Below are 24,304 nucleotides of genomic sequence, written 5' to 3'. Positions count from 1 at the left end.
ACCACCAAACACTCGCCATAACACTTATAAAACGAGCATCCTATAATCAGCTGTAAAAGCTTAGTTCACTGGGGCAGCAATCATCTTTTTCATCTCCACCAGACACCTGTTAAATTCTTCGGTAGCCAGTTGCTCTCCGGCCGCTGCATTATTCATGATCACTACTTCAATGTCAGTAATGCCCATAATATTAAGGACTGTTCTAAGGTAATCAGTCTGGAAATTCCAGTGTTCGTGAAGCTGCCCTTTTTCATAGCCGGAAACACCTCTTACTAATAATAAAAAGGCCTTTTTATTGGTCAATAAACCTTTGTAAGGATTCTCTGGTGTAGTGGGATCAATTTTTACGGTTTCATTTACACGGATAGTCTGGTCAATATAGGCCTTTAGCACACTTGGAACAGACCAGTTATACATAGGAGTAGCAATAACAATAGCATCATTAGCTTTCAGTTCAGAAACTAATTCATCACTTACAGCTAAAGCTTTAAAATCAATTTCTGTTCTGGCCTCTGCAGGTTTAAAAGCACCTACAATCCATGATTCATCTATGTGTGGCACAGGATTTTTGGTGAGATCCCGGTGAGTCACATCTACCTGATTATCAATCAATTTCCATTCTACCTCCAAGGCCTCGGCCAACTTTCTACTATAAGATGTGCTCTCTCTGGCACTAGCATTAATTATTAATAATTTGCTCATTATGCTTTCAATATTTATGATAATACTCAAAGCTAAGAGCCCTGCCAGTAACGCTGCTGCCCCAGATTTTAAATCAGAGCTAGCCCAGCAAACTACCTTTTACCGCCTCCTCCATTTGGGCCATCACCCGATCCATTTCATCAATATCTAAAGAAGCAAACCCTAAGCGCAAACCATTCTTATCAAACCCATCATTATTATAAAGTTCAGGAGTAATCATTTTCACTCCCTGGATTCTTAACCGCTCTATCAACTGATTTAAATTGACATTTTTATGGAATTCAACCCAAATGGCCATACCTCCATCGGGCTTTTTAAAGGTTAGGTACTCTTTAAACCTCTCGGCTAGAATCTGACATAAATGATCTCTTCTTTTCCTGTACTTCTTTATCGATTTTCGGAAATGCCGCTCCATTTCACCATTGTTGTACATGGCCGCCAATGCTTCTTCCAGCAGCGTATCACCATGATAATCAATGAACCTGCGGATGTTAGCGGCATCCTGGATAAAGTGAGATGGGCCAGCCAGATAACCAACCCTGATGCCTGGCGCAAAAGTTTTACAGATAGAGCCCAAATACAATACATTCTGATGATGATCTATGCTAGCCATGGGTATGTAGGGCTTATTCCGGTAATGAAAATCATAGTCATAATCATCTTCAATAATGGCAAAATGATGCTGCCGAGCCAGCTGTAGCAGTTTAAGGCGCCTTTCCATAGACAACGTAACGGTGGTGGGCCAATGATGATGTGGGATTACATAAACCGCTTTTATTGATACTGACCGCAAAGTTTGCTCAAGATGATCTATGTCCATGCCCTGATCATCTACAGGTATTTTTACCAGCTCTGCTTTCTGCCTGCGGAAAGTTTCATTGGCAGCTATATAATTAGATTCTCCCACCGCAATCTTATCCCCTTCGCTGAGCAATAGCTGAGCACAAAGGTAAATGGCCATCTGACTACCCTTGGTGATCAATAAATCCTGGGTGTCCACCACCAACCCTCTGGTTCTGGACAAATACTCACTGATAGCGATTCGAAGATTTAAGGAGCCTCTGGCACTGCCATAATGCAAAAATGGCCTACCATAATGGGTATTAGCCAGACTACGATATTCGCGCATGAGCGAATCTATGGGTGTAAGCCTGACATCCGGGAAACCGTCATCAATAGTCAGCTTTCGTTCCTGAAAATTGGTGTCATACCAGTCAGTAATCCCTGGCTTATTCCAGGTAAATGATAAAGCTACCTCTTCATCAGGATTGGTCTTTTTATCGATTGACAACGCATCAATTTCCGGAAGATTAGACAATACAAAAAGGCCTTTTCTGCTCACCGATTCCACCCAGCCCTGAAGAATGAGCTCATCATAGGCTGTTTTCACAGTATTTCTGTTGATGTCCAGCAATTCTGACAGCTTCCTGGAACTTGGCAGAGCTGCATTTGACTTGAGCAACCCCCTGGTTATAAGGCTAATAAACTGATTGGTAATTTGAATATAGACAGGAACTGTCGAGGCTCTGTCGATAATAATTAGCGTTTTATAGGGCAGCATCTGGGCCATCAATTTCACTTTAAGAGAAGCACAATGATAGCCCAGAAAAGCATTAAAATCAATTCATCTTGAGCCTTAACATCAGCACATCATGAGCCGGTAAAACCGCTTTAAGTTTCTTTTTAGTAGTTCCTTTAGATTTAGTGTTCCATAGATCAGACCATTGATATACTTTTTGGGTGAAGTCCGGTGAGAGCTTATTTAACTCATCTTGTACATTCTCCTTGCTCCAATCAAATTCGATGTTCTGGTCTGTTTTACTTCTGTTCAAAAAGCATATGGCCCATTCTCCATTTTCAAGCGGCTTAAACCATGTCTCTACACTGTCTTTAGTTTGATATTTAAACCCTTGAATACCCAGAGGATCCTGATTTACAGCAATGACCTGTTTATTGGTGAGAATAGCTTGGGTTTCCTCGCTCATGCTGATGAGGTCATTCCCAGCAATCAAAGGCGCTGCCAACATGGCCCACATAGAGAAGTGAGCCCGGTCTTCATTCACTGACATGCCGTTGCCCACCTCCATCATATCAGGGTCATTCCAGTGGCCCGGACCGGCATACTGCCTTAAACCATCCTGCATGTCTAATATTTGCAGCACTCCAAATGATGACCAGTCACCATGATCATACTCACAATCGAAACAGTTATAAATGTCACCGGTGGTTCTCCACAAATGAGCGATGTCCTGGCCCCACTCCCATGGCTTGGCGGTACCCCATTCGCACATGCTGAAAACTATAGGTCTGCCTGCCTCATGAAGGGCATCTCTCATGGTAAGGTAAGCACCCTTGGCGGCCAGGCCTTCGGTATTGCACCAGTCATATTTCAGATAGTCCACACCCCAGCTGGCATAGGTTTGAGCATCCTGATATTCTCTGCCACGGCTACCCGGCTTACCACCACAGGTTTGCCAGCCAGCATCGGAATAAATACCGAACTTCAATCCCTTGGAGTGAACATAATCTATCAAAGCTTTCATGCCTGAAGGAAAATGTTCAGGGTTAGCATGAATAAACCCGAGGCTATCTCTTTCTCCATGCCAGCAGTCGTCAATTACAATGTATTCATAACCAGCATCTTTCATTCCGCTGGCCACCATGGCATCAGCAGTCTGCTTGATCAGGTCTTCATTTACATTACAGGCAAACTTATTCCAGCTGTTCCAGCCCATGGGAGGTGTCTGAGCCCAGTTTTCGAATTTTTGAGCGCTGGCAGTGAACATACTGATAGTGAGAGAAAATATGATGAGTAAGTGTTTTTTCATTTTCAATAAGGTTTAAATCTGGTGACCAAATTATGGTTTGTTGTGCCTTTCAGGCGGTGGTTAATTGCACATTGGAGGTGGTGATATGTGTTTTTTTTAATTGAAGGAGGTCTGTGGGGACACAGACCTTGGCGCGGAGGGGCTGTGGGGACACAGACTTGGCGAGTTGGTATAGCCATTCTATTCTATTTCGAAGGTTAAGGCCACGGACTTTGCTTCTGGCAGTGTAACTTCTAGCTGATTACTAGTTAGTTGCTTAGTTTTTATTTCTCCAGAGCTGATTTTCTTAACGTTTTGGGGAAGTTCAATGGTAATTTTTTGTTTTATATGAGAAAACAGTGTGATGGAGACATTTTTGCCACTCCACTTTAATTGTTCCAGCTTGATCTGTCCTCTGAGTAAGGCTCCTTCTAACTCGCCCTCATTCCATTCTTTTGGTAATGCAGGTAATAAAATAATTTTACCTTTTTCTGAATAGACTAGCATTTCAATAATCACGGCCGGCAGGCCACCGCTGATGTCTGTATTTAGCAGTGCGCCTACGTTATGGAATGAGCCCATTCCCGTAGACCAGTATTTAGTTGAAAGCCATTTCACTGCTTCATATGCTCTTTTGGAATCTCTCATGTGAGCGGCGCTGAGCCCTAGCTGCACCAGCCCAAAAGCCATTTCACCGCCACCTTCATCATTTCTGAAATCTAACTTTTTATCAATGAGCTTCTTTGCTCCTTGCTTTAGTTTTTCATTCTCTAAAATATCAGGGTCCATGTAATTATAGAGCGAATAGAGCTGTGACACATGCCTGTGTCGGTAGTTATCTTCCATGCCTGGCCATAGCCATTCACTAAGCACGCCATCGTTATTCACCTTATAATCAGGTAATTTGGTAAGCATGTCCTCCCATATTTTCAGTTGACTTTTAGTCTCGCCGAGGAGCTTACCAGCCTCTATAGCCCGCTTAAGTACTTGCTTGGCGATCATCACATCCATGGTAGCATTTAGAACGGCTTGCGACTTGCTGTTGGCAGGGTTGTTTTCAGGGGAATATGATGGATTAAATATCAATTGGCCATTATTATCCTCCTGCAGGAAATCTTCATAGAACCAGGCCGTTTTCTTCAACCAAGGATAAGCATGATCCTTTAAGTATTGCTTATCTCCGGTATACAGATAATAGTTATACATGATATCTGCAACCCAACCTGCACCACCTGTCCATAAAGTAAGGCACCAAGTTTCATTAAAGTCTGTGGGGAAACCTGAGGTGGTGGTGTGTACGGGCAAATGGATGCCCCTTGCTCCATATAATCTATCTGCATTTACCTCAAAATCAGAAAGATACCGCTCCATATATTTGACATAGGTGCCCATAAGCTCAGGCATGTTACCAGACATAACGGAGGCCATGGCTGATGGCAAATTGCCATCATGGGTATAATCCGCAGCCCACGGTGCTGTCCAGGTGCCCGACCAAAGACCTTGAAGATTAGGAGGGTTGGCGCCAGTACTGCTCAAGATATTATAGCGGCCAGCATCAAATACTTTTTCAATTAAAGCCTTTGAAACACCTTCTTGTTTGGCTTTCAAAATGAGTTCTTCAGTATTCAGTTCCTTATATTTCGAATTGCTATGCAGGTTTAACATCACTCTGCTGAACATTTCACCTTGCATATCCTGATGAGACTTTAATAGGTTCTCATAGTTACCTGAGACTTTATTGAGTTCACTCTTAATTCGTGAAGCGGATGAGTTTCCATCATAATTCAGACCGACCTTAACCAGAAGTAACAGTTCATGGGCCGCCTCTATTTTCAATTTATTGCCCTCGACTCTACTGTTTCCATCTTTCAGAATCAGTTTGCCTAGTCCTTCATAACCGGTTATGCTTCCCGGGTATTTTTTCTTGAAAGTGCTATGGTAAGAAAGCCAGTTTTCGCTAGCTGATGATTTCATTTCATCCACATGCTCACCAACAAAAGACCATTGATTCCATTCTACAGGTCTCTGCTCAAAATTTATAGTGCAGTTAATAGGTGCCTCTGATTTGATAGATAACACCATGACGCTGTCAGTCCGAGATACGAACAGCTTACGCTGGAAAGTGCCCAGATCATCTTCCCAGGTCACTTTTGCCTCGCCAGTCTCAAAATTAGTAGACCTTTGATAGCGCTTAATATTAGCGGCCTCCTGTTCTATTTTTATATCGAAAGCCGGAATAAAAGGATCGCGTTGATCACTGTAGCCTTCTTTTTCTCTCAACTCTACAGGAATTTTGGCAGCAGCCTCATATTTACCTTCCTTTATAAGCTGACGGATTTCATCTAACCTTGCCGCCTGATTAATGATTGAATCAGAGCGATCTTGAGGCAAAAAAAGCTGACCGTGGCTTACAATGATCGTTTCTTCATGTGGGTGACCAAATACCACAGCGCCCATGGTGCCATTGCCACTGAGCAAGCCATGTTCCCAGTTTGGCGCGGGAAGCCAGCTGGTGAAGCCGCGTTCAGGCGCAGTAAATAAATCTGACTGGGCATAGAGGTTTGCATTGACGAACAGCCATAAAATCAGTCCTAACCAGCAACTTAATCTCCTATCCACCAAAACCTTATCCTTTTTCATAACCATCAAACGCTTTATTTTGACTGCAAATTAATAGTGGTGCTTTCCAGCCCCTTTGCAGTGGCTGTGAGTTTCAATTCTCCTGTCTTTGATGTCGATTTAATGATAACCAAAGCCAATCCATTGAATGCTTTTCTTTCTTCTGCCTTAAATGATTCCATACTGGTAGGATCGCCATTATCAACTCCAACAATTTGCCCTTCACCTTCCAGCTTAAACTGAATAAGATCCGAGGCATTAGGCACCAAGTTGCCATCAGCATCGTGAATGGAAACAGTCACAAACGAAAGGTCTTTGTTATCTGCCATTATTTCTGATCTGTCGGCCTGCAATTTAATGATTGCTGCTTGGCCTGCAGTTTTTATTTCTTTGGCACTTATTTGCTGCCCGTTTTTACGTGTGATCATTTTCACAGTTCCAGGCTCATAATTTAGCCTCCACATCACATGCATATCATCGCCCTGCTTACGCATGATTCCTTTGCTCTCGCCATTCAGGAATAGCTCAGCTTCATCAGCCTGGTTATAATAGGCCCACACGTCTACCGTTTTACCTTCTGTCCAGTTCCAGTGAGGAAACACGTGCAATACAGTATCTTGAGTCCAAACGCTTTTGTAAAGATAATAGGTATCCTTTGGGAATCCAGCCAGGTCTACCACCCCAAAATACGAGCTTCGTGATGGCCAGGTATAAGGTGTAGGTTCTCCAATATAGTCGAAACCAGTCCAGATGTACATCCCCGAGAGGTAATCATGCTTTTCTATGATCTTGAGCGTTTCCTCATGGGTAGATCCCCACGGTGCACTTACGTTATCGTAGGCTGATACTGTATTATCAGCGTTCCCTTCAGTAAACTCTAAATCCCAGCGAATGGGCCACCTTCTGATACTATCTGAGGGCATATCATAATGTCCTCGGGTGGCCAATGCAGAAGTAGTTTCCGTGGCTATAAACTTCTCGCCTGGAAAATTAGAAGGGAAAGCCTCATAATCCTGGTGATGGTAGTTGAAACCTACCAGGTCCAAGGCTTTAGACTGATATATTTTATTACTGGGCTGCGGATCGTTCAAGGCTGACGTGATAGGTCTGTCGTCTAACGACTTAACAATGGAAGCCAGCTCTCCGGCAATGGTGGTACCAGTGCTGTCCCATTGTTCTAAAATTTCATTTCCAATGCTCCAAATAAAAATACTGGGGTGATTTCTATCTCGTTTGATCAGGTCTTCTAGGTCTCGTTTGTGCCAGAGATCCCATTCCTGACTGTAATCAAACTCTACTTTCTTCTTTGCCCACATATCAAAGGCTTCATCCATTACTATAAAACCCATGCTATCGCAAAGTTGCAACAGTTCGGGAGCGGGCGGATTATGGGCGGTTCTAATACCATTTACACCCATTCCTTTCATAATTTCTAATTGCCGTTCCAAGGCTCTGGTGTTAATGGCAGCTCCCAAAGCTCCCAAGTCATGATGATTACATACTCCTCTGATTTTCAAATGCTTCCCATTAAGTGAAAAACCTGTTTCAGCATTGAACTCATAATATCTAATACCTAATGAAGTGCTGTAGGTATCAATAATTTTGTCGTTTTGCTCAATAGAAGTGATTACTTTATACATGAATGGATCTTCCACTGACCATAGTCGAGGCTTATCAACATTTATTTGGGCTTCTAATTCGTTCTTTCCCTCCTTTAATTGTACCTTTTCATTTTGAATAATCGCTACTTCTGAACCATCCTGCCCTACTATTTTATGACTTACACTTACCTCGCTAGCATCCAGTCGGTTTTGTAAGTTGATCTTCAAGTGAACAAGCGCTGAGTCTTCCGTAACCGTAGGTGTAGTGACCTGGCTACCCCATTGATCTACATAAATTTTATTGGTTTTCACCAGCCATACATTTCTGTAAATACCAGAGCCTGAGTACCATCTGGAATTTGGCTGTTGATCATTATTCACTTTAACAGAAATTACATTTTCAATATCTCCATAATTGAGATAAGGAGTAAGTTCATATCTAAACGAGATATAGCCATTGGGACGTTTCCCCAGATAGCTGCCATTTATCCATACTTCACTATTGCAGTATATTCCATCAAAATCAATGAACACCAGCTGGCTGGAATCTGCTTTTTGCAGTTTAAAAGCTTTTCTATACCAGCCTATGCCTCCCGGAAGCGCTCCGCCACCCACTCCGGCAGGATTGTCTTTGTTGAAAGCTCCTTCTATACTCCAATCATGAGGTAAATCCAGCGCTCTCCAGCTGGAATCATTAAAACTGGGATCACTGGCCTCCACGGTGCTATCTGTCAAAGAAAAAAGCCAGCCCTGATTGAAGTCTGAAACAGTTCTTTGAGATGCTTTTTCCTGACCGCAACTGATTGCTATAATAAAAATGAGAATGAAACCTAAGCGATTAAAAAGGGTTTGCAATGGTATTGATTTAAAAGTGAGACAGTATCTAAAATAATGATGAATGCCCGCCCCGAAGGACGAGCATTGCAACCTTACATGATTAAAACTAAAACTTAATCTTCGGCAGAAACAATAGCTTCAATGGCATCAGCATGGGCTTTATCACCCGTTGACCGATTGAATAATCCAAAGCCGTTATCTCCAGTATTTCCATTATCCCAATAAACAGGGACTAAGTCATTTTCAAGTGCCGCGGCGGTAACGTAATTCAAATAATAGTTTCTGGAATCCACGTGTTCGGCTAAAGTGGCATTCGCAGGATTGGCTCTGTAGATAGCTCCAAACTCACCCAGAATAACACCATAGCCCTGATCTACAAAGTTGGTTTTCATCTTCGCAAACTGCGCATCTACCCAGGCCTCATCTCCCCAGCCAGCATGACCAGCGCTTCCGGAATTATCATCACCCCAAAGTGAAGTAGAGCCGTTTTCTTCCAGAGCAAATTGATAAGGATCATAGAAATGTACTTCCACCATCATTCGGTCATCGGTATCGTCCTCAGGTACCACGAAACCACTCACGGTGTGATCAATATTGGTGTTAAAGCCCTGCACTATCAGGTGTCTGTAGGTATTTCTACCTCCTGTAGCCCGAACCGTATTCACAAAGGTCTGATTAAAAGAGTTTTGCACCTCCACGTTCTCCTCAGATGGCGCATTATAATTACCTTCTTCATGAACCTCATTAGTACCTGCAAAGAGTAGATGATCATCATAATCTCTGAAGTAAACTGCTATTTGTTTCCACATAGCATCCAGTCTGGTATTGATGCCTTCCTGATTATCATAGAATGGATGATCCATCCAGCCACCGTCCCAGTGGATATTGATAATGGCATACATATCATTAGCCAGCACATAATTCACCACTTCCTCCACGCGTTGTTTCCAGGCGTAGCTAATTTTATAGGTGCCTTCGTTATCAAACATATGAGACCATGATACAGGGATTCTTACGGTGTTAAAACCGGCTGCTTTTACAGAATCTATTAATTGCTTAGTAACCAAAGGATTACCCCAGCTGGTTTCATTGCCAGAGAACACACCGCCATTAGCAGAAATCGCTTCTAAAGAGTTGCCCAGATTCCAACCGATGCCCATTTCTGCCGACATCTCAAGCGAAGTAAGCGCTCTCATGTCAGTATTATCAGGCTCTATAAAATCAGCTTTTTCGGGCTCTGTTTCCTCCTCTTCCGCTGCCTCTTGGGTTAAAGTGATGGAGATATCATCTGCACCAGTGCTGGTTAGGGTGAAGGTCATGCTTCTTTCATCAGTAGATTCATTAGCATCTGCAGTGATAGTGATGGTGGCATTTCCTTTAGCAGTTTGGATGGATGGTCTCGCCCATAAGGCATTGTCATATTCTATTTTCCAAATAGCGTTACTGGAGATATCAGTATCATGAGTGCCTCCTTCAGCACCAAACGCAAAGGAATTGGCCGCAATGGAAAGGGTAACTTCATCCGGCGGTGGCGTTTCCCCACCATCATCTTCTCCGCAGCTTACTAAAAATGGACACAAAAGATAACTGAGAACCAAACAATACTTAACTAGATTTTTCATTCGATGTATATTAAAAAAGAGGCAGGAACCTTGAAAATGTGTTCCTGCCATGATGAGTTTAGTAAATGGTGATATTATCTACAGTAGCTGTAACTGTACCTAAATCTTCAATATCAGTAGCCATATTCAGAATATCTATCACGAATACTTTGGCAGTATCGAAGGTAGCACCAGGCTCTACGAATACCGTGTAGGTACCATCTCCGTTTACTGTAACCTCACCGGCTCCGTCACCGGTGTACTGCGGAGACCAATCAGCATCAGCCATATACATAGATGTATTATAGCTGCCTGCGGCTCCACTAGTGAGCGAAATACCGGATAAAGTGAACGTGATTTCAATTTTGTTACTGAAAACAATATCAGCAGGATTTAAAGGTGGGTCTGTGAAGGTGCTACCGAATTCATTGAATAGCTCAAGTCTTAAGTTGCCATTACCTTCAAGATCACCAAAAGCGAGCTTGGCATTATCGAATGTTACTGCTGTGCCTTCAGGCTCTCCGGAGCCACCGCTGCCATCCAGAATTAAATGGTAGGCAAGGTATTCTGGTTTCTCAGGATCTCGAGCACCTACCCACATTCCTGAAACATTACTACCATCTCTTTCAATCTTTAAAATTCTCCACTGATTTTCAGCAGTAGTGTTTAGGTCTATAGCCGAACCAATATCAAAGCTAGGCTGTACTCCATCAAAGGTGTAGACACCGTTTTCATCTAGCGTGTAAGTGCCATTTGTAACATTGCCGCTAGGATCAACATACTCCACGGTGTAGTCATCTGAATTAAAGGTCAGCTCAAAGTCTTCATAGGTGGCTGGTACGTTTGCATCGAACCCTGACCAGGCAGGATAGTCTGCCGGACTACTCCAATTGTTAAGGAAAGTACCGTCCAGACTGGTCCAGTTAAATGGTGTTTCCGGAGAAAGTTTCCAGGTGAGTTCGCTATTTGTGATGCGTGATACATCATCCAGCCAGCCATCAGGCAAGGTAGGCTCTGGTTCGGGTTGATCTTCCGGAACCCAGTTTTCTGAATATTCTTTAGAAATATAGTTGAATACCAAAAGGGCCACACCATCGCAAGATTCTTTTCTGACAAAGCCCAGCTGCATATAATCATCAGTAAGTGATAGTACTTTTGCATGATACCAGTCATCCACACAGGCATCATTATTAGGCGTGTGAAGAGCAGTGACATCACTGGTAGACAGAGTTTTGGCATCTGCATCTAAGAAGAAAGTACCTGATTCAAGTCCTCTGGCGGGAATCATATTGTGGTTAGCCGTAAGTTTAGCACCATCTATAAGGCTGAATGTCATTTCATCATAGTCTCCAAGATCTGCTATCCACTGGTTTCCAGCCCAATCAGCCGGCCAGGTCCAGCAATCTTCACCATAGCAACCTGTAGCATTACTATCAAATGGACCGCCACCCAACAGCCAGCCATTATCACTGCCGTAGAAATACATCGGACCATTGAAATATTTGGATACGCCCTCTTCATCCAGATCCAGCACCCATGTTTTAGACTCTCCTACGCCGCCAGTAAGCTTCTCCCAAAGAGGATCATTTACATAGCTTAGGTTCATAGTGGTAATATTTACCTCTACAGTATCACTGGTAATGTAAGCACCTGCGCTTTGCACACCGTAAACGAACTTATAGTTACCTGAAAAGGCCAGCCTTACGGTATCATTTACACGTGTAGATCGTCCCATTGGTGTAGTCCAGAGTGGTGTAACATTGGGTGTTAAACTATTCAAAATCACCATATTAGGATCTTCAGTATCCTGGTATATTTCGAACTGTAATTCAGATTTATCTACCTTTTCTCCCAGCTCAAACTCCTCTGGCTGACAGGCCATAAAAAGGGTGCTTAGCAGAAGAATAAAGAGAGGATATTTATATAATTGATTTTTCATTGTGATTGTCTTTAAATGTGATGATTACCAACCTTGATTCTGTTCCAGCAGTCCACCAGAACGGGTAATCTGGTTTTGGGGAATCATGGAGAATCCTCTTGTTTCAATAATATCCTGCGCTACGATAGTTTTATCGGTAGGCACGCCACCATTCATCACGGTGGTTTCCTCTGCAATGGCATTAGCAGCTACTTCAACCCCCTGACGGAGCAGATCCCAATAACGAAGGCCTTCAAAAGCAAACTCAAACCTTCTCTCTTGCATGATATTATTGAAGCTCGCTGGCCTGGTTTCCAGTCCGGCTCTGGTTCTCACTTCATCGTAATAAGTTTGGGCATTGGCCGATCCCAGTTCTGCTGCCATAAGTAGCACATCAGCATATCTCATTACAACATAATCCTGAAACTGGCCTATCTGGAAGTTAGTACCTCCATTGGCTTCGGCCACATCGGTACCATCAGGGTTAGATAGCGGTGTATATTTTTTGATAGAATAGCCAGTAAATTCTCTTTGATCAGAATTATCAAAATCTAATTCTTCCTCTTCAATGGCTATGATTGAAGCATCTCTTCTTTCATCCTCACCCTGGTAGGCGGTATATAATTGCGGGTTTACCGTGGCACCACCCCATCCTTTTCCGTAAGGACTGAATGATTGCGATCTTAAGCCCAGCATCACCAGCCAGTGATTACCATCTGTATTACCATCATAATCCGAAGTGATGTTATATTTAATGGAGAAGATAGTTTCAGCATTGTCTTTTCCTGCATAGGTAGTAGTTAGTGCATCACCAGCCTCATTAGGCTCAGAGGATGCCGCAGGCCATAGGTTTTTAAATTCATCAAGCAAGGAGTAAGATCCTGCGTTAATGATGTCTTCAACACCTTGCATCACCTCACTTTTAGAGATCCCAGCCAGATTATCCTGTCCATAGTAACCTGTATAAAATAAGAACACTCTGGCCAAATAAGCTTTAGCTGCATACTGATTGATTCGCCCTGGCTGCACAGCGGTGCTACCATTTTCAGCTGCGAATTTTAGATCTTCAGCAATCACTTTGTAGATTTCATCAGGAGTGGATTGTGGGATATTACCACTTACGGGCTCAGTAACTAAGGGAACACTCTCCCAAATTCTGACCATATCGAAATAGCAATATGCTCTTAAGAACCTGGCTTGTGCCTCTATATTATTTCTATAAGCATCATCCCCCTCCCAGTCTATCTGCTCCATTTTTTGAAGCAATACATTCATTCTGTAAATGGCTCGGTAGTAGGCTACCCAGTTGTCATTCAGCTGATTAACTTCACCTGAAGATACTGAAAGATCAAACTGATCAATCACCTGATACCCAAGACCGTCATTGTTTCCTGTACCTCCAAAGCAGTTATCTGACATCACTTCTGAAAGTACCGGAAAGGCTACCCCAGACGCATAGAGCACTTGCACCCCATCATAACAACCGATGATGGCCATCTCAGCATCTTCTTTGGTTTTATAAAAGTTTTCATCCGTTACGGTGGTGAGCGGCTCAGTATCTAAAAACTCAGAACAGCCACTGGTGAACACAGCCGTAATCATTACCAGTAAATATATATGTATGTTTTTCATGACTATATTCGATTAAAAGTTCACGTTTAAACCTAGCATGTACGTTCTCGGTCTGGGATAATACCCTACATCTACACCTGAAGAGCCGTTTTCAAGGCCGTAACCTACCTCTGGATCCATACCATCATATTTTGTGAATACAAAGGCATTTTGCACGGTGGCGTACAAGCGAACTTTCGTAAAAAACTTAGTTTGAAGCAGAGAAGTGAAGTTGTAACCTAACGTCATGTTATTGATTCTGAAGAAGTCTCCATCCTGCACGAAAATGTCTGAAAACTGGTAGTTAACATTAGTTTCTGTTACTCTAGGAGTGCTATTGGAAGTACCCTCTCCGTGCCACCTGCCTAAGATAGCCGTGGTGTAGTTAGAATAGGCATTAGCATGGTTTCTATAAGACTGTACGAGCTGATTACCAGCTACACCATAACCCATTACAGAAAAGTCAAAACCTTTATAATCAAATCCAAAATTTAAGCTGTAAGTGTAATCAGGGTTAGGATCACCTATCATTCCCTTATCAGCATCGTTGATTACGCCATTGCCATCCTGATCTACATAGATCAGATCACCTGGCTTAGCATTGGGCTGTATTTGCGTGCCTTCAGAGTTTCTGTAGGAAGCCACTTGCTCTTCGTTTTGAAAAATACCATTAGTCTCCCAGCCCCAGAAATACCCGATAGGATAGCCTGTTTTAGCTCTGTGATAGAACTCCCCGGCGTTATCATATAACATGTTAGTAAGACCATGGATGATACCATCTTCTGTGGGTACTTCTTTAACGGTATTCTTGTTTTTAGACCCTGTTAAGGTTACAAAGTAATTGACATCACCGATCTGATCTTGCCAGGATAGCACTAGTTCTATCCCTTTGTTCTCCACCTTTCCTCCATTGAAGAAGGGAGCATCTGCTCCATCAGTGGCATAACCTGGCTTCTGTAAAAGCCAATCAATAGTGGTCTTTTTATACCAGTCAATGTTGGCTTCTAACCTGCCTTGAAACATCATGGCATCTAAACCAATATTTATCTGCTCCGAAGTTTCCCATTTTACTTCTGTATTTGGCAAGCGAGAAGGGTAAGCACCAATGGCATTTCCGGAAGCATTAAAATCTTCTATTCCGAAATAGTAGTTAGATGTACCAATGCTTACAGGAGCCAAGTATTGAAAGGCACTAATATTGGCATTACCCACCTGACCCCAGCTACCTCTAAGCTTCATAAAACCTAAAAATTCTGGTGCTCCAGACCAAAAGTCCTCTTCAGAAAGCACCCAACCTGCCGATACAGAGGGGAAATAACCTATCCTGTTTCCTTCTGCGAAATTGGAAGAACCATCTCTTCTTAGTGTGGCATTGAAAAGGTATTTACCAGCATAATCATAGGTCAATCTTCCGAATAGAGAGAGTAATTTATAAGGATCAGACGGACCTCCTCCAAATGAGAGGCGAGTAAAATCAGTGTTAGTAGTATTATCAATAAAAGCATGATCAAGATCTGAAAAGATTAATCCGGCATTTGAAATATTGATCCAGTTGCTCTTGTTACTATACGCCGAAGTGCCCAATAGAAAGCTTAGGTTATGCTGGTTTACTTTTAAATCATAAGTAAGCGTATTATCCCAGGTAAGGGCTATACCTTTACTCATTCCCTGACTTGCCTGATCAAATAATCTTTGACTATATATAGATAACTCATATTCAGGTAGATAGCTTCTACTTTCGGATACGTAGTAATCATATGCAAAGCGTGTTTTGAATTTCAAATTCTTTATAGGCTCTACCTCCGCATAGAAATCTCCGAATACTTTCTGATTGTTATTGTTTCTCTGATTATTGAGGATCATATTGGCGTAGGGATTACTCTCGCCGTTGAACCATGGCTGCCACGGCTCACCGTTATACATGACACCAACACCTGCTGTATTATTCAGGAAGTTTCCATCATCATCATACATTGGCAGGAAAGGGCTGGTATTATAAGCTCCCCTCAAAGTGTTGTTATATTGGTTTCCTACAGAAATACCATTCTTCTTCATGTAGGCTCCCGTCAGGTGCTGGCCAAAGGTCAGAATATCATCGAAGAACTTATGCTCACTGTTTAATCGGATAGAGTATCTCTCATATTCGGATACTCCAGGTCCACCAACAATCCCATCCTGACTGGTATATGTACCTGATAATGAATAAATTGATCGATCAGATCCACCGTTAATACCCAACACATAGTTTTGCATTACCGCATTGTTGTACATCATTTCATCGATCCAATCAGTGCCTTCTCCCATGGCATCTATTTCCTCCTCTGTGAAATGAGGAACCTTGCCAGAGTTAATAGCCGCTTCATTCATGATCACAGCATATTCTTTAGCGTTGAGCATGCTAATCTGCTTAGAGGGCTCTTGAACGCCGTAATAGCTATCAAAGCTAAATTTTGCCTTTCCTGCAAACCCTGTTTTGGTAGTAATCAGTACTACGCCGTTAGCGGCTTGGGCTCCATAAATGGCAGCAGAGGCAGCATCCTTAAGCACATCAATACTGGCTATATCAGCGGTATTTAAATAGGAAATATCACCGGTTTGAATACCATCCACAATATACAGTGGGTTAGAGCCTCCTATGGTACCGGCACCTCTGATAGTAACTTTTAAATTATCTCCTGGCTGGCCAGAGGTAGCAGCGATATTGACACCGGCAATCTGACCTTGAAGCGCATCTAAGGTTCCGGTAGTGCTCAGCTGATCTATTTTATCACCTTTTACCTGGCCGGTAGCTCCGGTTAAAAGTTTCTTTTGAACAGTACCATAACCTATCACCACCACTTCTTGCAGCTCGGTGATATCTTCTTCAAGATTCACATCTATACTTGTTCGTCCATTTATAGCTATCTCCTTGGTAGAATAACCGATAAATGAAAACACCAGGGTTTCATTACCCGTGTTTACATCTAAAGAATACTTACCCTCAATGTCTGTGGTAGTACCTTTAGTAGTTCCTTGCACCACTACACTAACTCCAGGTACTGACTCGCCGCCTGCGGAGACTTTACCTGTTACAGTGTGTTGGGCATATGCCATTTCACAGAAGCAAAATGACAATAGCATCAGTAGTATTTTTTTCATATCATGAGGTTTAATTAGTTGAATCACAGCAGTGAAATCACTGCTGTTGTAGTTTAGTAAGTGAGGTTTATCTGGACCTATTCAGACGCACCATTCGTAGTGTATTTCATTCATTATCAGACTATTAATTTATTCGAATCAGTTCAATTTAAGAGTTACTGCTTTGCCTGTGTACTTGACAGTATGCTGAGGCTGAGCATTAAAATTTAAAGGCTGAGCTTTTGACTGGCTCACGGGCACTACCTTAAAGGTTCTTTCAGTAAGCATACCTTCAAACTGGCCTTTGCTTTCACCAATGGTCAGGGATTTATTGGCCTCGTTATACTTGAAAGTGATGGTGCTGAACTTCCCTTTTTCATAGTTATAGTTCACATTTTCATCCTCGTAGAGTTCAAATTCTCCATCGGCTCCCTGATATACATAAAGCGTAATTTCATCAGCTGGCTTTTGGGTGGTGTACTCTATTTCAGGACCGAAAGGAATGATGGAACCAGCCTTCACATAAATAGGCATTCGCTCATATGGCGCATCTGCGGAGATGTGCTGGCCACCTTTGATGAACTTTCCAGAATATAAATCATACCATCCGGCTGACTTGGGTAGATAAACTTCTCTGGTTGTGGCCTTGTATTCAGTTATAGGATTAATCAAAAGTGCCGGGCCAAACATAAACTGATTGCCAATTTCAGCCACTTCTTTACCCTCAGGGAAGTCCATTACCAGCGCTCTCATGATGGTATAATCCTGATGGTATACCTGACCAGTAAGTGAATAGATGTACGGCATAAGCCTGTATCTCAGCTTGTTGTAATAAACAATTGACTTATAGGCGGCATGATCTTCCGGGGCAATATTAAACACCTCTCTGTAAGGAAATTGACCGTGAGAACGATAAAGCGGCGTGAAAGTGCCATACTGATACCAACGTGTGTTCAGCTCTCTCCATTCTTCAAGTGCTTCACCTTTTGGCTCAGGTCGGTCATATTTATTCTCCACGAAAAATCCGCCAATATCAGTAGTCCAATAAGGAAGCCCTGATAATGAGAAGTTTAGGCCCGCAGGTATTTGTCTTTCCAGTTCGTCGAACCTGCCAGAGATATCACCGCTCCAGGTGGCTGCACCATAATGCTGCAAACCGGCAAAGGCAGAACGCGTAAGGATAAATACCCTTTGATTAGGGGCTTCCGCTCTTTGCCCCTCATAAATTCCTTTGGCATTCATTACAGAGTAGGCATTGAAATAATCGGTGGCAGAGCCTAAGAAAGTAGGGTTCATCAAAGTTTTTCTGTGCTCTATGGATGAGTTAGAAAGGATGTCTGGTTCAGTGGCATCCAGCCACCAGGCATCTACACCTTTAGAAAATAAGTGTTTGTCTAGCAGGCCCCAGAAATATTGGCGCGCATCAGGGTTATAGGCATCATAGAAGGTTGATACGTACCCTTCTCCTATCCAATCTCTTTCTCGGTTCTTGATGTTCTGAGTATAGAGTAAGCCTTTGTCATTCAGCATCTTATAATTATCGATACCCTCGTAAAACTTAGGCCACACGGAAATCATAAAATGTGCATTGTAATCATCATGCAGACTTTTGATCATTCCCTCAGGATCAGGGAAACGGCTTGCGTCGAACTCCTGGCTTCCCCATTCATCCTGCTTCCAGTAAGACCAGTCGAGAACTATGTTATCGATAGGAATATGTCTTTTTCTGAATTCCTTGATGGTGGTCATGATCTCCTCCTGAGTTTTATAGCGCTCTCTACTTTGCCAAAAACCCATAGCCCATTTAGGCATTATCTGAGCAGAACCAGTAAGCTGTCGATAGCCACTAATTACCTCATCCAAATCTTCACCGTGCACGAAATAATAGCTCATTTGCTCTCCACCTTCGGAGGCAAAAGCGAACTTATCAGACATTTCTTTAGCTACAGGTGGCAAATATCTTAGCGCAATAAAAGACTGGCCTCCATCTGGAATCCATTCTATTTTAATATCAGTTTTGGTACCGGCTTTTAATTCTTTTCTAAAAATGTTAAATCCCGGATTCCAGGCTTCCCGCCATTTATCTAGTAGTAATTCACCGTCAATCCATATTTTCACATAACCGGCAGCAGGCATTAGAAAAGTATGCTTACCTGTCTGATCACTCTCTATTTTTCCTTCCCACACTATTTTACCATTTGACATGTCATAACCTTCAGGCATGTTGGATAGTGAGCTTAGAAATTCATAGTCAATTTCATTTTCTGACTTTACCACATGTGGCTTACTGTTATTCTGATAGCCGTAGGTAGCTGTAAGTCCACCTTTTTCACCTTCATTATCATACAACTGAAATGATGAAAGAGGCTTATAAGGACGGATATCTCCAAATTTCGTAATAGAATAGTTATCCCACAGAATGCCATAGCTTTTGTTAGAAACCACAAAAGGAACCACGGCTGTTGAGTTATATTGTGTAAGATCTACCTGATAGCCCTTATAGTTCATTATACCTTCCTGATGTTGACCCAATCCGTAAAAAGCTTCACTATCATCAGTGCTGAAATATTTAACAAACTTGTAGTTGCCACCCTGAGTATTGGTTTCTTTCAATTCTCCCAAAAGTTTCTTGCCTTTTTTATCGTAAAATGACACCTGCCCGGTAGCGGCAGACACTTTTACATTTAAGGTTTTAGTATTGATCTCAAGGGTATTCTTGTCATCGGCAAATTGCCAGTCAGTAGATCCTTCATTATTGATCACTATCAGACTTTCCTCCTCAGAAAGACTGGCTTGCGGTGTGGAAACTACCTGAATGATATTATCAGAAATCACTCTTAGCTTCACCACCTGAGCCTGTCCTTTTTCAGCAGGTTTTATTTTCAGGATTAGTCCGTCGGGTAGCTTTTCATAGCTTTGAAGAACAGGGTCTCCCGCACTAAAGCATATCAGTTGACTACACCACAGTAAGATTAAAATACTTGCCTTTACTACTTTCATTATTTATTCATGGTTTAAATCCAGCAACACTCAATTATCAATCGTTTGCAGGATCCAATGTAGAAATAATGATGTATTCTTAGGGGTATCAAATGTTTCAAATGAGGGCTCAAATGGTTAACAGAGCCATTTCTGGGGTATAAATTGTTTTAAAGGGGATTCTTAAGTAAAAAAGAGGGCCTCTTATTTAGAATACTGATCAGCGTAAGCCGAAGGGAGGATATTGTATTCCATTTTAAAGTATTTGGAGAAATACTTTCTATTATTGAAGCCCACCTTATAGGCTACTTCAGCTACGGTTAATTGGCTCTTTTGTAGAAATTGTGCAGCGCGCTCCAGCCTTATCTTTCTGATAAACTCTACTGGTGTTTTCCCAGTAATGGCTACCATCTTCTTATACAAATGTGTTCTGCTCATGCCCAGTTCTCGACTGAGCTGCTCTACAGAAAAGTCTGGATTTGAAATATTTTCTTCCACCACTTTAATGGCATCCTGAATCAGTTTATCATCCAGAGAGGTGATGTCTATTTCACTGGTTTCTACCGTTATCTTCTTTTTATAAACGGCCTGCATAGCCTGGCGCTGCTGTATGAGGTTCTTAACCCTGGAAAGCAGTATTTCAAAATTGAAGGGCTTGGTGACATAATCATCAGCCCCAACATTTAGGCCCTTTAGCTTTTTATCATTAGCACTATGCGCTGTTAGCAGCACAAATGGAATATGCGAGGTTCTGGCGTCTAACTTTACCTTCTCGCATAGTTCCACACCATTCATCTCAGGCATAGAAAGATCACTGACTATTAAATCCGGAAGGTTCGCTAAAGCCTTTTGCCAGCCATCTTTACCATTTTTAGCCTCAATAATTTTAAAGTGTACTCCAAGGTTATCTTTCAGGTAAAATCTAAAATCCTCACTGTCCTCCACCAGAAGTACCAAAGGTGTTTCCTGATCATGCAAAGGTTTTGAATGTACCGTTTCACTTAATGGCTGATCCGGAGTAGACTGGCTCTTCACTTCCTGAGCCGGCACCGTTTTCACCGGAATACGCACGGTAAAGCAAGTACCCTCACCTGGCTCACTTTCTACAGACACGGTGCCTCCATGGATCTTCACAAACTCCTTTGTAATGGATAGCCCGATGCCGCTCCCCTGGTTCACCACACTGCCTGGTGTATCACTACGGAAAAATCTATCGAAAATAAGCTCCTGTTGCTCCTTTGAAATACCAATGCCTGTATCACTTACCTTTACCTCCAGTATTTTTAGCTCCTCTGTGCCACTGTCACTTTCATAGGCATTGACCTGTACATGCACTTTACCATTTTGAGGGGTGAATTTGAAGGCATTTGAAAGTAGATTAAACAGTATCTTCTCCAGCTTATCCATGTCGAAGGAGGCAAAAAAATCATTGATCGTGCTCTCGTAGACCAACTCAACATTCTTATTTTCAGATAGATCAGAAAAAGAATGAACTGACTCTTCTATAAATTTCACGATATTGCCTTCAGAAGTATGTAAATCTATAGTATCTACCTCCAGCTTTCTGAAATCCAAAAGCTGATTCACCAGGTTCAATAGTCGCCTTGCATTCCGGTGAATCATCTGATACTGCTTACTTTGCATATCATCTTTATCATTCTTCAGCAGCTTTTCTAAAGGTGCCAGGATCAATGATAAAGGAGTGCGAAATTCGTGACTTACATTGGTGAAAAAGCGAATTTTTAATAGATCCAATTCATGCAGCTGCCGCGCTTCTCTTCGCTCCTGCTCTATCTGAAACTTCATACGCTCACGCTGTAATATGATGCTGCGAGTAAGGTATAAGCCCCCTAAAATGATAATGGCATATAGAGCGTAGGCCCAGGTAGTTTTCCAAAAAGGAGGTAAAATCTGAATCGATAAGTTGGTTTCCTGATCATTCCAAAGGCCATCGTTATTTGATGCCAGCACTTTGAAGGTGTAATTCCCAGGATCAAGGTTAGTATAAGTGACTTTTCTGGATGAGGTGGTACGCCACTGCTTATCAAACCCTTCCAACTTATACTTGTATTTATTCTTACCCGCATGAAGAAAGTTTAGCGCTGCAAACTCAATAGAAAATACGTTTTCATCATGATTTAAGGTTATTCCATCAGTAAATGAAAGTGATTTTGTGAGCAGCACTCTGTCATCAACCTTTGCGCCTACTTCTACACTTTTGTTAAACAGCTGAAAATCTGTGAATACCACCTCTGGCTTCTGATCATTTTCACCAATATTGTCCGGATCGAAGATATTAAATCCTTCTGGCCCACCGAATATGAGCTTTCCGTCATAAGTTTTATAGGCTGCGTTTTCATTAAAAACCCGGCCTTGAAGACCATCACTTTCATCATAATTAATAAACCGGGCCTCTCCATTTTCAGATAGTTCAATGTTTGATAATCCATTGGGTGTACTCACCCAAATGCTATTAGCATTTGCTTCTAAAATGGTGAGAATGGTATTATGAGGAAGGCCATTTTGAGTAGTGTATTTTCTAAACAGACCATCTTCAGGAGAATATACATTTAGTCCCTGCTGGGTTCCCATCCACATTCTATTTTCACTATCATGGAGCAGGCATAGCACTGTGTTGCTGGCCAGGCTCAGAGAATCTTTCGGGTCATGGAGAAAATGCTTTTCGTAGCCTGTTTTGGGATTAAAAACATCAACCCCGTTTCCTCCACCTACCCAGATATTGCCATTGGCGTCTTCCTCCAGGGCTAATATGTAATTGGAATGTAATGAATTTCGTTGATTAACTGTATCTACATCATAATGAGTAAATTGCTCATTATCAGGGTTAAGTAGATCCACACCATGGGCAAGTGTACCCACCCAGAGGTTTCCAAAAGAATCTTCTAATAGCTCCCACACATTATCATCAGAAATGCTGGTGCTATCCTGATTATCTTCCCGAAAGTGATCAAACCCTTTTCCATTAAACCTATTCAACCCTCCTAAGTACGTGCCTACCCAAAGGACATTATCTTTATCTATCAACAGGCTTACAATTACATCGCTACTCAGACTATTAGGGTCATTAGGGTCAGCTTTATATTGTTTGAAGGTATTTGTTTGTCGGTTAAAATAAAGAAGACCGCCACCATTGGTTCCCATCCATAAGTTTCCTTCATCATCTTCCACAAAGCGATTGATATCATTATATGGTAAACTGGCAGGCTCCGAAATCAGGTGCTTATAATGATTGAACCGTTTAATATTCTTGTGATAAAAGTTGATACCGTTCTTATAGGTTCCTACCCAGATAATATCATCCTCGTCTTTATATAAAGAGTATACACTGTTATGAGACAAGCTATTGGGCACTTCAGGGTGATGAACCAGATATTTAATGGTGTTCTGCTTTTTATCAATCACATTGATGCCTCCATGGTTGGTTCCTACCCATATTATACCAGGAGAAACTTCTACCACACCTGTCACCAGATCATTATCCAACTTATGTTCTTTGATGTTTTTGCTGTAATGAGTCAATCGCCCGGACTGTGGTTCAAAGAAATAAACGCCTCTGCTATAATTAGGCTGATAAATCCATAAATGACCATCAGCATCAATATTAAACTGATAATCAACCTCTTGAGACGCCACAACATGAGCTAATTCCGAATAGGTAGATCTAACTTGCAGCTTTTGATGATCAATCTTTTGTAATAGGCCATTGGTGTGAATAGCCCACAGATCACCGTTGCCATCCAGCTGAATATCAGACACCTCTGAAGTACTGAGTTTGATATGCTTAGTTTCTCCATTTTCGGCATTAAAATAGGTGACGCCTGCATTTTCATTCAGAAACCAATACTGACCACTATCACCTTTAAGAATTTTAAACACATCAGTATTGGGCAATTGGTATTGAGCTACAAAGGCCTCAATATTCTGACTAAAAGTCTCATTCACAGGATTATAAACACCAATTCCCTGATAGGTACTCACCCATATATTACCTTCAGGATCTTCAGATATTCTTTCAACATCATTAGCATTTAAGGTCTGAGCATCACCAGGAAGATTATTAAAGGTCTTGATGCTATAACCATTATATAGATTTAGGCCTGTGGAGGTTCCTATCCACACGTAGCCTCTGCTATCTTTAAAAAAACAGTTGATTTGCCCATGTGAAAGGCCATCTTTCACATCTAAATGTTCGAACTGATAGGGTAAAGGGATTTGGGCGTTGCTTTCCAGGGATAGCACGAATGTGAGCAATAAAAAGATTTTTAAAAATGAAATGGTCTTCATTGGAATACCTTAAATCAATTCATAGTTAACTATCTATAAATCAAACCTTAAACAGACAATATGAAAAATCAGTTCGTGTATTTTTCACACTTGTAAAGTTAAATATAGGTTTTCTTTCAGGTTAAAAAAAGTGAGCTACCCGTAAGAAGGGCGAGCTTTGAGCAGCATAAAAAAAACGGGCATTTCTGCCCGTCCCTTACAACTTAC

Annotated in this window: 11 protein-coding genes; all 11 read right to left on the bottom strand. The window is 41.9% G+C overall.

Annotated features, from left to right (window positions below):
• Positions 1-60 precede the first annotated feature (60 nt).
• A complete protein-coding gene (locus tag LVD16_RS10810; RefSeq protein ID WP_233773958.1) occupies positions 61-702 on the bottom strand; it encodes an FMN-dependent NADH-azoreductase in 642 nt (213 codons plus the stop codon).
• Between the two features lie 79 nt (positions 703-781).
• A complete protein-coding gene (gene pdxR, locus LVD16_RS10805) occupies positions 782-2,272 on the bottom strand; it encodes a MocR-like pyridoxine biosynthesis transcription factor PdxR (protein WP_233773957.1) in 1,491 nt (496 codons plus the stop codon).
• A gap of 49 nt (positions 2,273-2,321) precedes the next feature.
• A complete protein-coding gene (locus tag LVD16_RS10800; RefSeq protein ID WP_233773956.1) occupies positions 2,322-3,530 on the bottom strand; it encodes a glycoside hydrolase family 27 protein in 1,209 nt (402 codons plus the stop codon).
• Positions 3,531-3,710: 180 nt separating this feature from the next.
• A complete protein-coding gene (locus LVD16_RS10795; RefSeq protein ID WP_233773955.1) occupies positions 3,711-6,149 on the bottom strand; it encodes a glycosyl hydrolase family 95 catalytic domain-containing protein in 2,439 nt (812 codons plus the stop codon).
• Between the two features lie 14 nt (positions 6,150-6,163).
• Positions 6,164-8,584 carry a beta-galactosidase GalB gene (gene galB, locus LVD16_RS10790; RefSeq protein ID WP_233773954.1) on the bottom strand — a complete coding sequence of 807 codons (2,421 nt, stop codon included), beginning with the start codon at positions 8,582-8,584 and terminating at the stop codon, positions 6,164-6,166.
• 95 nt (positions 8,585-8,679) lie between these two features.
• A complete protein-coding gene (locus LVD16_RS10785; RefSeq protein ID WP_233773953.1) occupies positions 8,680-10,188 on the bottom strand; it encodes a cellulase family glycosylhydrolase in 1,509 nt (502 codons plus the stop codon).
• Between the two features lie 58 nt (positions 10,189-10,246).
• Positions 10,247-12,106 (bottom strand): hypothetical protein, encoded by a 1,860-nt coding sequence (locus tag LVD16_RS10780; protein WP_233773952.1) that lies wholly within the window; start codon positions 12,104-12,106, stop codon positions 10,247-10,249.
• Between the two features lie 24 nt (positions 12,107-12,130).
• Complete coding sequence (locus LVD16_RS10775) at positions 12,131-13,717, bottom strand: RagB/SusD family nutrient uptake outer membrane protein (protein ID WP_233773951.1); 1,587 nt, start codon at positions 13,715-13,717, stop codon at positions 12,131-12,133.
• Positions 13,718-13,729: 12 nt separating this feature from the next.
• On the bottom strand, positions 13,730-16,834 hold the full coding sequence (locus LVD16_RS10770) for a SusC/RagA family TonB-linked outer membrane protein (RefSeq protein ID WP_233773950.1): 3,105 nt from the start codon (positions 16,832-16,834) through the stop codon (positions 13,730-13,732).
• A 138-nt stretch (positions 16,835-16,972) separates the two neighbouring features.
• Positions 16,973-19,813, bottom strand: coding sequence for a TIM-barrel domain-containing protein (locus LVD16_RS10765; RefSeq protein WP_233773949.1), 2,841 nt, complete (start codon positions 19,811-19,813; stop codon positions 16,973-16,975).
• 183 nt (positions 19,814-19,996) lie between these two features.
• Positions 19,997-24,097 carry a hybrid sensor histidine kinase/response regulator transcription factor gene (locus LVD16_RS10760; protein ID WP_233773948.1) on the bottom strand — a complete coding sequence of 1,367 codons (4,101 nt, stop codon included), beginning with the start codon at positions 24,095-24,097 and terminating at the stop codon, positions 19,997-19,999.
• Between the last annotated feature and the right edge of the window lie 207 nt (positions 24,098-24,304).

The sequence above is a fragment of the Fulvivirga ligni genome, assembly GCF_021389935.1.
Classification (GTDB): Bacteria; Bacteroidota; Bacteroidia; order Cytophagales; family Cyclobacteriaceae; genus Fulvivirga; species Fulvivirga ligni.
The sequence above is the reverse complement of the archived record's forward strand: the minus strand, read 5'-3'. Positions and strand labels throughout refer to the sequence as shown.